Below are 11,431 nucleotides of genomic sequence, written 5' to 3' on the forward strand. Positions count from 1 at the left end.
TGCTCCTGCTGGTTGTGGGGTTCAGAGGGTGGTGACGTAGCCGCCGTCGATGCGGAGGTCAGAGCCGGTGATGTTGTGGTCCCCGGTGAGGAACATCACCAGGTCGGCGACTTCCTCGGCTGTGGTGAAGCGGCCGCTCGCCGAGCCGGCGACCACGGATCCGAGGACGTCATCGGTGCTGGCGCCGCTGGCGGCGGCGAACTGAGCGGCGATGCCCGCCTCCGAGAGCCACAACGGAGTGGCGACCGGGCCGGGGCTGATGGTGTTGACCCGGATTCCATTGGGCCCGAACTCCTTTGACACGCTCTTGGCGAAGTTGGCCAAGGCCGCCTTGGTGGCGCTGTAGTCGACGATGTTCCATTCCGGCAGCACCGCGTTGACCGAGCCGATCATCACGATCGACCCGCCGCCGCGAGACAGCAGGTGCGGGACGGCTTCTCGGGTCATGCGCACGGCCGACAACAGGTTCAACGCCAGTGCCTCTGTCCAATCCTCGTCGGTGACCGACAGCAGCCCGCCGAAGCGAGGTGTGGCGGTGCCGGCGTTGTTGACCAGGATGTCGATGCCACCGCGTTCGACGGCCGCGGCAACCAGCGCCTTCGAGCCTTGCGCGGTGGACAGGTCGGCGGCGATGAACGTCGCAGAGCCGGCGGCCTCCAGAGCCTGCAGCTGCGGGCTGTTGTGCCGGGCGCCGGCGATGACGTGGGCGCCCGCGGCAGCCAGGGCCTGGCTGGTGGCGAGGCCGATGCCCTTGCTGGCTCCGGTGACGATGGCGATCTTGTTGGTGAGGTTTGTGTTCATGGCTCATACATTCCGCCCGCGGTATGGGCCCGAACATCGGTCAAATGACTCCATCACGGCGGTTAGGTATGCGCGGCTTTGCCGCCCTGGATGCAGTAGAACGATCATGTGCGTGCAGGAATCGGCCTGATCGGCCGCGACGACGAGCTGGCTGAGCTGGAGCGATTCCTGGCCGGGTCTGGACGGGGCGCTGTCGCAGTGTGTGGCGACGCCGGGGTCGGCAAGACTGCGTTGGCCGACGAGTTGCTGAACCATGCCGAACAGCACGGATGGCGGGTGCTGCGGGTGACGGCGGTCGAGGCCGAACAGTCGTTTGCGTTGAGCGGGCTGAACCAGATGGTGTTCGGGCTCCGCGACGAGTTGGCGGCGCTCGCGAGCCCCGACCGCGACGTGCTGGCACCGGTGCTGGGTGCCGACTCGACACAGTCGCCGTCGCCGATGGCGCTGACGATGGCCCTGCTGGCGCTGCTCACCGTGGCCGGACGGGAACGACCGGTGCTGCTTGTGGTCGAGGATGCGCACTGGCTCGACGAGCTCAGTGCCACCGTTCTCGGTGCCGCCGGCCGTCGCGTCTCGGATCCCCGGTTGCGGATCGTGGCCACATTGCGGTCGCAGCCCGGAGCCGAGGCGATCGTGGCGGGTTGGGCCGAGATCCGGCTGCATCCGCTGTCAGGTGCCGACGCCGAGCGCATCGTCGACCGAATGTCGTTGTCAATCAACACCGCAACGCGGCGGGCGATTCTCGAGCTGGCCGAGGGCAACCCGCTGGCCTTGGAGGAATTGCCCCGGTACGCCGGGCGCATCGACCCGTCCGCGGCGTCGATGCCGCTGACAGACCGTCTCGTCGCGGTGTTCGGTAGCCGGCTGCGCCAGTTGGACGCCCGGGTGCGCTCCGAGTTGCTGCGCGCCGCGCTCGACGGTGCCCGCACCAACACGTCTGCTGATTCGGGGTCCCGTTACGTCATGGTCGACGTCGACGCCGCGCTCGGCCAAGACCTGCTGGTGGTCGGCCCGTCCGGAGATGTGGTGTTCCGTCATCCCCTGGTGCGGGCCGCCGTCATTCATCAGGCCGGGGCGGCCGAGCGACGTGCGGCGCATGCCCACCTCGCCGGGCTGTACGACGACGTCTTGGTGCGGCGGGCCAATCATCTCAGTGCGGCGGCCACCGGACCCGACCAGTCGGTGGCCGACCTGCTGGCGCAGGCGGCGCGGCAGTCCATTCGCCGCGGCGGCGCGGCGGTCGCGGTGGACTGGCTGCGCCGGGCAGCCGAATTGTCGACCGATCCGTCGCGCCGCGAGGCGCTGCGGGCCGACGCCGCATTCGTCGCGTCCCAGGCGGGCCTTTTCGAGGATGCGCAGCGGCTGACCGAGGTCGACGCGGAATCGGCGGCCACGGTTCTCACCAACGCTTACCTGGCGCTCTATCGCGACGGTGAGGTGGCCGACAGTCACCGCCGCGTCCTGGCTGTCCTGGCTGGGGCGGAGGCCCTCGACGACGAGATGGTCGCGCGACTGGTCAAGGCACTGTTGGCCATCACGTTGTACTCCGGCGAGGAGCACCTGTGGAGGCAGACCGACGAGGCCGTCGATCGCCTGGCCGATCGGTTGGACACCGACGCCCTGCTCTATCGCGACGCGTGGGGTGACGTGGTGCGCCGCGGGCAGACCGTGCGCACCCGGCTGGCGCAGCGTCGTGATGAGCTGACGACGGCCGAACCGTGGGATGTGATGCGCCTCGGGGTCACCGCGTATTACGTCGACGGGCTGGCTGATCTTCGGGCCACCCTGACGCGGCTCTATCAGCGCGAGCGCGATCGCGGCGCCGTCACCAACGCGATGACGATGCTGCACCTGCTGCTGCTCGATCAGATCCGGTCCGGCGCGTGGGGCGAAGCAGCGGAATCTGTTCGAATTGGGCTGTCGCTCACTGCCTCTCATCACAACGATCTGTTTCGGTACCAGTTCGTCGCCTACGACGGACTGCGCGCGGCGTGCGCCGGGGACGTCGACACCGCACGGCGCTGCGCCTCGGAGGTGACGGCGTGGGCAGGACCGCGGCGGCTGGGACTCGTGTTGGAATTCGCCGACCGCATCGCGGTGCTCAGCGCTTTCGCCGAAGGCGATTACGAGGGGGCTTACGCCACGGCACTGCGCACCGGCACCTTCAGGCCGTACTCGCACCAGTCGACCGACAGCCTGCTCGATCTTGTGGAGGCCGCGGTCCACACCGGCCACCGGGACGCCGCGGCGGGCCACCTCGCCGAGGCGGCGCGGCTGCGCCTGGCCGACATCTCACCGCGGCTGGATGCGCTGGTCGCCGCATGCCAAGCGATCCTTGCACCTGACGCGGATGCCGGCGCACTGTTCGAGTCCGCCCTCTCGCGCGAGTGTCTGACGGGCTTTCCGTTCGAGCACAACAGGATTCGACTCGCGTACGGTATGTGGCTACGCCGGCAACGACAGACCACCGAGGCACGCGAGGCCTTGACCCTGGCCGCCGACGGTTTCGGGGCGCTGGGCGCGCAGCCGTGGGAAGCGCGGGCGCGCAACGAACTTCGGGCCGCCGGCGCAGCCGTCAAACGCGCTGCCGAACCCGACGTCGCGCTCAGCGCACAGGAACGCACCATCGCCGAACTTGCCGCAGCCGGACGCACCAACAAGCAGATAGCCGAGCAGCTCTATCTCTCGCCGCGAACCGTCGGCGCCCATCTGTACCGCATCTTCCCCAAACTCGGGGTGTCCACCCGGGCAGGGCTCGGCCAAGCACTCAAGGGACTGGACGGCGAAACCTAGAGCCAGTCCCCGTAACGGGTTGTGGCAATGCGGGCATCGGCACCCGCGGTGATCGCGCTGCCGGGAACCGCGGCGAACAAGCCGGCGGAATCGTCTGTGACAACAGATCGGTTGTCGTTCTTGGCAGCCAGGGTGAGCCGGCCGAGCTCGTCGAGCGGGTAGACCTCGGGACCGGCGATGTCGACGGTCGCGTTCAGCGGAGGCTCAGTGGCGATCTCGACCAGTGAGCTCACCACGTCCGCTGCGGCGATCGGTTGAATTGGTGTGCGGGGCAACCGGATAACGTAGCCGTCGGCGGTCATCGACAGAATGGTGTCGATGAATTCCATGAATTGCGTGGCCCGGACGATCGAGTACGGGACCGGTCCCGACTTGAGGATGTTCTCCTGCAACACCTTTGCCCGGTAGTACGCCACCGCGGGCACCTGGTCGATGCCGACGATCGAGAGCAGCACGAAATGCCCGACCCCGGCCTCGGCACTGGCCTGCAGCAGGTTGTCCATCGACGTCTGGAAGAAGGCGAACGCGGCGTCATCGAAGCTCGGGGCGTCGGTCACGTTGATGACGACGTTCGCGCCCTCGACTGCCTTGTCCACGTTCTCGCCAGAGATGATGTCGACGCCCGTCGACCGCGAGTGCGGTACCGCGTCATGGCCGGCGTCGCCCAGCGCCTGCACCACCTTTGACCCGATGAACCCGGTTCCCCCGATGACTGCGAACTTCATGTGACGGGCCTTCCGTGCGCGGGCGTTCTGCTGATCCGACCCCACGCTATTACGCGGACTGTTCGGCGCGTCAGCTCTGCGGAGGACCGAACTACGCTGCCAGTGCGCGCCGCTCTCCCAGTACCGCTTCGTAGTGACCCAGCAGCTGATTGCAGACCGCGGGCCAGGTCCGGCCCAGCACGCTGCGCCGCGCAGCCAACGAGTACCGGCCGCGCTCGGCGAGCAGGTGATCCACCGCGCCGCGCAGTCGCGACTCGAATTCGGCCACCGGCAACAGGATTCCGGTATGCATCGGGGTCACCAGATCGCGCGGTCCACCGGCGTCGGGGGCGATCACCGGCACTCCCGAGGCCATGGCCTCCTGCACGGCCTGACAGAACGTCTCGTGTTCACCGGTGTGGACGAATACGTCCATGCTGGCGTACGCGGCGGCAAGCTCTGGGCCGTACAGTGCCCCGGTGAAAACCGCCGACGGCAGCAACTTTTCCAGCTTGTCACGGTCGACGCCGTCACCCACGACCACCAATTGCAGGTCTTCGCGGGTGGCCAGCGCGGCCAGCCGCTCGACGTGCTTTTCCGGCGCGAGCCGGCCGACGAAGCCGACCACCGGACGACCCTGCGGCGACCACGCCGCCCGCAGCGACTCGCTGCGGGCCGAGGGGACGAAGCCGGTGATGTCCACCCCGCGGCCCCAGTGATACACCCGCGGAATCCGATGGGCGACAAGGTCTTCCATAGCCGCAGAGGACGGCGCCAGAGTGCGGTCGGCGCGCGAGTGCAGATGCCGGGTCCAAGCCCACGCGGTCTGCGTCATCATGCCCATGCCGTAGCTCTGAGCGAACCCGGCCACGTCGGTCTGGAACACCGCCACCGTCGGCACCCCCAGGAAGCGCGCCGCGTGCAATCCGCCGTAGCCCAGCAACGCCGGAGAGGCCAGGTGCACCACGTCGGGATCGAACCCGCGCAGCACCCGGACCATCCTCGGCCGCGGCACGCCCAGCGGCAGCGAGGTGATCTTCGGGAACATGCGTGAGGGCACGCGGTGTACCCGGACGCCGCCGTGCAGCCGGTCGGCCGGGGCCTCACCCCGCGGGGTGTCCGGTGCGATCACCAGTGCCTCATGCCCAGTGCGGTCCAGGTGTTCGAGCACCCGCAGCACCGAGTTGGTGACGCCATTGACGTTCGGGAGGAAGGACTCTGCCACGATCGCGACGCGCACGAGAAAAGCGTGGCAGCAGGTTCTGACCGCAAGGTTGCCAGCAGGGATACGTCATGCGAAAACTCGCCCGGCGGTATCCTCAACCTGCAACAAAGGGGGGAATGAAATGCGCATGGCGCAGCTATGTGCGCTGCTTGTGGTGTGCCTGATGGGGGTCGGCACCGGCTGCAGCCGCACGGTCGACGGCGCGGCCGGACCCGACCCACACATGCCGGGCACCGCGATCAGCGCGGACGGCTTCGGCATCATCGCGGGCAATCCGGGCGCCGGGATTCAGATCGAGTTGTACACCGAGCCGCAGTGCAGTCACTGCGCACATCTGCAGGGTCAGTACGGCCCACAGCTGAAAACCTTGATCAACCTCGGTGAACTCGCGGTGACCTACCGGCCGGTGACCTTCCTGGACCAGGGACCGAACGGCTACTCGGCGCGGGTGAGCAACGCCCTGTTCCTGGCTGCCGCACACGGCACCTCGGGGCCCGCGTTCCAGACGTTTGTGCAAGACGTCTGGGGCCATCAGCAACCGTTCAGCACCGGACCGACCGACACCGAACTAGCAGTGATGGCCGATGAGAGCCACGTCGACCCCGACGCGGTTTCCCGGATCCGGTCGGGTCAGCCGGGAGTCAACACCGACGACATGTCCAGCGCGAACGAGGGGCGACTGGAGCAGATCCTGCGCGACACCCCGTCCACCCCCGCGGTGTACGACCTGACCCGTAACAAGCTGCTCGATACCAGCCAGAACGACTGGCTGACCAAACTGATGTCGTCGAAAGTCGCTACCTAGTCGGACGTTCGGCGTTGTACCCACGTCAGCACGACCAGCGCGGCGCCGGCGACCAACCAACCCACCACCGCGATCGAGCCCGCGGGGATGATCGCCAGCGCCGCGTTGCGGTTGCGCACGCGCACCAGATCCGGGTCGTTGCGGTCGTATTCGACGTAGATGCGCATCCCGGTTTCCAGCTCCGATGGATACAGCACACCCAATTCGGGACGGTAGGTCACCCGGTCCGGGGTGACGAACTCCACGGTGGACCGCCGCGGTCCGGCCGAAAGCACTTCGGCGGCAGCAGTTCCCATGTTGTGTTCGATCTGCTGATCGTTGCGCCAGGCACCGAGCACCAGCAGCACCGACTGCAGCGTCACCAAGCAGGCCAGGATCACCACGCCGATTCGGGTGCGACGGATGATCCGCTGCGAGCGGGTTTCCTCGACCTCGCCGACCAGGTGCGGAATCATGATTTGCCACAGGGTATTCACCCGACCGACCAGACCGGCCACGATCACGGAGCCGCCTGGACGGTGGCCCGGATGGCCGCGTGCAGCGACCGCAGCGTCGAACGGTCGGCCTTGACCTCCAGCACCCGCATACCCTCGAAAGGCTCCCGGAGCGCAGTGGCCAGGTCGTCGGCCTCCACCTGACGGCATTCGACGTGGTAGGCGCGGCACAGCCCCGCGATGTCGACATCGTGCGGGGTGCCGAAGATCCGCGATGACACATCGGAGAACCGCGGGTCGCCCTGCTCGAGCAGTTCGAAGATGCCGCCGCCGTTGTCGTTGGAGACCACGATGGTCAATGCCTTCGGAGTCGGCTCGGTGGGGCCGACGAGCAACCCTGAGCTGTCGTGCACGAAGGTCAGGTCGCCGATCAGCGCCACGGTGCGGCCGTCATGCGCCAGAGCGGCACCGATCGCGGTGGACACCGTGCCGTCGATACCGGCCACGCCCCGGTTGGAGCGCACCACGATGCCGTGCGAATTCAGTCCGACCAGCGCGGCGTCGCGGACCGGGTTGGAGGCGCCGAGCACCAGCTGATCGCCGGGCCGCAAACCGTCGGCAACCGCTGCCGCCACGTGCAGGCCGGTGGTCAGGTGATGCTGCGCCAGCTGAGTCCGGACCGCACCTTCGGCGCGGGCATTGGCCTCGGCGCAGCGGCTCAGCCAAGCCGGGTCGGGGGTGCCGCTGGTGACGGCACGGGTGCCGGTGGCCTGCGAGTTGCCCGACACGTCGGGCCAGCGGGGGCCGGTGGTCAGGGCATACACCGGCACCTGCGGGTCGGCCAGCAGCGTGGACACTGGCCGGTGCAGGGTGGGCCGGCCCAACATGATCACCTGTTTGGGCTTGACCAGCGGCAACGCCAGCGGATGCAGCGGGTTGTCGGCCGGCGGGGCGGTAGGTTCGGCGACCGTCGGCAGGTGCGCCAGGTTCGGATGGCGGCCGGCGCCGTGGCCCGCGATGACGACGGTGTCGGCGGTCAGGTCGATGTCCAGGGGTTGGTCGAAGGTCACCTGCGGGGTGTAGGTCCACGGCTTGCCGTCGGGACGGCCTTCGGGCGCGTACGGTCCGTCGTCCTGGTCGGGCACCAGCGGCTCGCGCAGCGGGATGTCGAACTGCACCGGACCGGCATTGGCGGTACGAGAACCCTTGGCGGCCACCAGGACTCGGCACGTCGCGGAGCGCCACTGGGCGTTGAGGGCGGCCGGGTCGGCGCCCGCCTCGGCCAGGCCCAGGCTGGTGGTCGCGCGCACCTGGGTGCCGAAGTAGCCCAGTTGTTCCATGGTCTGGTTGGCGCCGGTGCCGAGCAGTTCGTAGGGCCGGTTGGCGCTCAAGACGATCAGCGGAACGCGGGCGTAGTTGGCCTCGATGACGGCCGGCCCCAGGTTGGCCACCGCGGTGCCGGAGGTCATGGCGATGCACACCGGTGATCCGGAGAGCGCCAGGCCGACGGCCAGGTAGCCGGCGGTGCGTTCGTCGATGCGCACGTGCAGTCGTAACCGGCCGGACCGGTCGGCGTCGGCCAGCGCAAACGCCAGCGGCGCGTTACGGGAGCCGGGGCACAGCACCACGTCGCGGACGCCGCCGCGAATGAGTTCGTCGACGACGACCCGCGCCTGAGTCGTCGACGGGTTCATCACTACAGCGTGTCACAGCGCCTAACCTGTCGGCCCCGCCGACGTCGGGTTGGCGGCGAAGAATTCCAGCGCGGCGGCGTTCACCGCTTCGGGCCGTTCGATGAAGCCCAGGTGTCCGGCGTCCTCGATTTCCAGGTAGCGCCCCAGAGGGAAGGCGTCGGCAACTTCGCGGGACAGATGCGGCGGCAGCACCATGTCGTCGGCGAAACCGATCGCCAGCACCGGCGTCGGCACCTGGCCGTAGGCCGGCAGCCGGTTGGTGTCCGGCGCCACGGCCAACTGGGCCCGCAGCCCCGGCGTGGACTTAGTGGGCCACATGGTGAACATCTCGATCCAGTCCTGCACGGCCCGGTCGTCGTTCAGGGTCTTTGGTGAAAAGTTCTCCAGCAGACGATGTTTCGCGTCGACCATCGGCGGCGCCTCGAGGCCGGAGGCCAGCCATTCGCGTTCGGCTTCGCGGAAGAAGCTGCGGGCCCGGTCCTCGCGGCCACGGGTGGCCATCAGCACCGCCGACGACACGAGTTCGGGGTTGGCCACCATCAGTTCCTGGGCGATGAACGAGCCCATCGACACTCCGACCACGCGCACCGGGCCATCAGCCGCCTTCCGGATCAGCGCAGCCGTGTCAGCCACCACCTGCTCGGTGGAGAAGCCGATGGCGTTCTCGGTGGCGCCGATGCCGCGGTTGTCGAAGGTGATGCAGCGGTAACCGGCACGCTGGAACGCCGGCACCTGGTGCAGATGCCAGGTCCGGCCGGCGCCGCCTCGGCCGGCGATGAACAGCACGGGCTCGCCGATTCCACGCTCGTCGTAAGCCAGATTCACCCGGCCGAGATTACTGGACCAAGTCAGCGGCGGGCGCGCACCCGCTTGAGCGCCTGGGTCCACAGCAGTGCCGTGGTGGCCTTGAGCTGCGTGGGTTTGAGCAGCTCACGGGACATCAGCGCGGTAGCGCTGGCCTTGGTGGCGGCCGACGCCTTCGACATGTGGCCCGAGTCGAACGGTGGCTGCGGGTCGTACTCCATGGACAGCTGGATCGCCTTGGCCCGGTCCTGCCCGCCGATCCGCCCGGCCAGCCAGAGCCCCAGGTCGATACCGGCCGACACCCCGGCGCAGGTGACGATGCGGTCCCCGGACTGCACGATCCGCTCGTCGGTGACGGGGACGGCGCCGAACGTCCGCAGCAGTTGCACGGCCGCCCAGTGCGACGTCGCACGCTTGCCCTCCAGCAGCCCGGCCGCGGCCAGGATCACCGAGCCCGAACACACCGAGGCCGTCCACGTCGTGCCCTGATGGGCGCGGCGGAGCCAGTCGAGAAGCTTGTCATCCCGGGCGTGCTCCAAGGTGGTGAACCCGCCGGGCACCAGAACGATGTCGGGGGTCGGGGTTTCCTCGAAGGTGTGCGTGACGCCGACGAGCAATACCCCCGAATCAGCGACCACCGGCCCGACTTCATGCCAGACGAACCGCACCTGCGCGTCCGGCAACCAGCGCAGCGACTCGTAGGGGCCGATGAAATCGAGGGCGGTGAAGCCGGGGTACACAACGATCGCGATCTGCATCAATGCTCCTCTAGACGAAGGATTTACGGTATTGATCGGGCGAGACACCGATCCGTCGAGCGAAATTGCGGCGCAGTGACTCGGCACTGCCGAAGCCACACCGAGCGGCGATGGCCCCCATCGGGTCGTCCGTTTCGGTGAGCTGACGGCGGGCCGCGTCGGTTCGGATCCGTTCCACATACGCGCCGGGCGATTCGCCCACCTGCTGGGTGAACACCCGGGTGAAATGCCGGGTGCTCATCGCCGCTCGGCGCGCGAGTTCGGGAATGCTGTGGGCCGCACCGGGTTCGGATTCGATGGCCTCCTGGACATCGCGAATCGGCGTCCGTGTGGCACGCGGCATCCACACCGGCGGGGCGAACTGGGTCTGACCGCCGGGCCGGCGCAGGTGCAGCACCAGCCAGCGGGCCACGGTCTGGGCCAGATCGGTGCCGTGGTCGTCCTCCACGAGGCGCAACGCCAGGTCTATGCCGGCGGTGACACCGGCCGCCGTCCACACCCGGTCGGAACTACGGATGAAGATCGGCTCGGGATCGACGGTGACGGTGGGGAATTCGCGGGCTATCTGGTCCGCCGAGGCCCAGTGAGTGGTGGCCCGGCAGCCGTCGAGCAGCCCGGCCTCGGCGATCAGGAAGGCGCCGGAGCACACGCTGACCACCCGGCGCGCGGTCCGGGCCACCGCCTGGATCCAGCCGATCAGTTCCGGGTCGCTGCGGGCCGTGCCGGTACCAAAGCCGCCCGGGATGATGACCGTGTCGATCTCGGAACCCGGTGGCGGCGCCGCGGATGCGACGAATTCCAGGCCCGTCAGAGTGCTGACCGGCCCGGCATCCAACGAGACCAGGCTGACCTGATAGCCGCCGGCCTGTTGCTGGGCGGCCAGCTGCAGCGTCGCGCCGGTGAACACGTCGTAGGGCCCGACGATGTCCATGGCCTGGACTCCGGCGAAACCGAGGATCACCACAGATCGCGTCACACACCCATCGTGTGCTGCGACCGCGATGGCGTCTAGGCCAAGGTACCCACAGATTAGGACAAACTGGTCACCGCGAAACGGACCGGCCGAAGACCCCACCCACGAGTCGCTGCAATGGTCCCTCGGCGGCAGCCGCGGCCTCGGGGGCGGTGGCACGCGGTTCGGCGCCGTAGCCGGCCTCTCCGACGACGGCGCACAGATCGCTCACGCTGATGTCCCCGGCGGCCTCGACCGTGGCCGTCTTGGTAGCGATGCTGACGGTCGCCTGAACCCCGTCGATCTTGTTCAGCGCCTTCTCGACGCGCCGCGAGCACATGCCACAGGACATGCCCGTGATGTCCAGATAGATCGGCCCGGTCCCCGGCGCCTTCTGCTCGGGTGTCACCGCTTCGGTCACTGCAGTTCCTCACAATCTGGGGTGAAACTCTCCCGGTTGA

Annotated in this window: 11 protein-coding genes; 2 read left to right on the plus strand and 9 right to left on the minus strand. The window is 68.4% G+C overall.

What is annotated here, in order from left to right; genetic code table 11:
* Positions 1-21: 21 nt before the first annotated feature.
* Positions 22-801, minus strand: coding sequence for an SDR family NAD(P)-dependent oxidoreductase (locus tag ABIA30_RS09140; protein WP_370064324.1), 780 nt, complete (start codon positions 799-801; stop codon positions 22-24).
* A gap of 108 nt (positions 802-909) precedes the next feature.
* Between ABIA30_RS09140 and ABIA30_RS09145 the strand changes: the two genes are divergently transcribed.
* Positions 910-3,594 (plus strand): AAA family ATPase, encoded by a 2,685-nt coding sequence (locus ABIA30_RS09145; protein WP_370064326.1) that lies wholly within the window; start codon positions 910-912, stop codon positions 3,592-3,594.
* On the opposite strand, the gene ABIA30_RS09150 is transcribed toward ABIA30_RS09145, so the two are convergent.
* Both ABIA30_RS09150 and ABIA30_RS09155 read right to left on the minus strand, forming a co-directional pair.
* The gene (locus ABIA30_RS09150) at positions 3,591-4,319 is read right to left on the minus strand and encodes an SDR family oxidoreductase (protein ID WP_370064328.1); all 729 of its coding nucleotides are present in this window, start codon (positions 4,317-4,319) and stop codon (positions 3,591-3,593) included. The genes ABIA30_RS09145 and ABIA30_RS09150 overlap by 4 nt on opposite strands.
* Positions 4,320-4,410: 91 nt before the next feature.
* The gene (locus tag ABIA30_RS09155) at positions 4,411-5,538 is read right to left on the minus strand and encodes a glycosyltransferase family 4 protein (RefSeq protein WP_370064330.1); all 1,128 of its coding nucleotides are present in this window, start codon (positions 5,536-5,538) and stop codon (positions 4,411-4,413) included.
* A 112-nt stretch (positions 5,539-5,650) separates the two neighbouring features.
* Here ABIA30_RS09155 and ABIA30_RS09160 point away from each other — a divergent pair, with 112 nt between their 5' ends.
* Complete coding sequence (locus tag ABIA30_RS09160; RefSeq protein ID WP_370064332.1) at positions 5,651-6,328, plus strand: DsbA family protein; 678 nt, start codon at positions 5,651-5,653, stop codon at positions 6,326-6,328.
* Here the strand turns inward: ABIA30_RS09160 and ABIA30_RS09165 are convergent.
* The 6 genes from ABIA30_RS09165 to ABIA30_RS09190 form a co-directional block, all read right to left on the minus strand.
* Positions 6,325-6,783 carry a DUF3592 domain-containing protein gene (locus tag ABIA30_RS09165; protein ID WP_370065471.1) on the minus strand — a complete coding sequence of 153 codons (459 nt, stop codon included), beginning with the start codon at positions 6,781-6,783 and terminating at the stop codon, positions 6,325-6,327. The two genes, ABIA30_RS09160 and ABIA30_RS09165, sit on opposite strands and share 4 nt — an antisense overlap.
* A 44-nt stretch (positions 6,784-6,827) precedes the next feature.
* Entirely contained in the window at positions 6,828-8,456 is a 1,629-nt protein-coding gene (gene menD, locus ABIA30_RS09170; protein WP_370064334.1) for a 2-succinyl-5-enolpyruvyl-6-hydroxy-3-cyclohexene-1-carboxylic-acid synthase, read from the minus strand.
* Positions 8,457-8,477: 21 nt separating this feature from the next.
* The gene (locus ABIA30_RS09175) at positions 8,478-9,281 is read right to left on the minus strand and encodes an alpha/beta fold hydrolase (protein ID WP_370064336.1); all 804 of its coding nucleotides are present in this window, start codon (positions 9,279-9,281) and stop codon (positions 8,478-8,480) included.
* Between the two features lie 23 nt (positions 9,282-9,304).
* Positions 9,305-10,021 carry a DJ-1/PfpI family protein gene (locus tag ABIA30_RS09180; protein WP_370064338.1) on the minus strand — a complete coding sequence of 239 codons (717 nt, stop codon included), beginning with the start codon at positions 10,019-10,021 and terminating at the stop codon, positions 9,305-9,307.
* Positions 10,022-10,028: 7 nt separating this feature from the next.
* A complete protein-coding gene (locus ABIA30_RS09185) occupies positions 10,029-10,994 on the minus strand; it encodes a GlxA family transcriptional regulator (RefSeq protein WP_370064340.1) in 966 nt (321 codons plus the stop codon).
* A 67-nt stretch (positions 10,995-11,061) separates the two neighbouring features.
* Positions 11,062-11,391 carry a heavy-metal-associated domain-containing protein gene (locus ABIA30_RS09190; RefSeq protein WP_370064342.1) on the minus strand — a complete coding sequence of 110 codons (330 nt, stop codon included), beginning with the start codon at positions 11,389-11,391 and terminating at the stop codon, positions 11,062-11,064.
* Positions 11,392-11,431: the final 40 nt, after the last annotated feature.

This window comes from Mycobacterium sp. MAA66 (genome assembly GCF_041261665.1).
In the GTDB taxonomy this organism is placed as follows: Bacteria; Actinomycetota; Actinomycetes; order Mycobacteriales; family Mycobacteriaceae; genus Mycobacterium.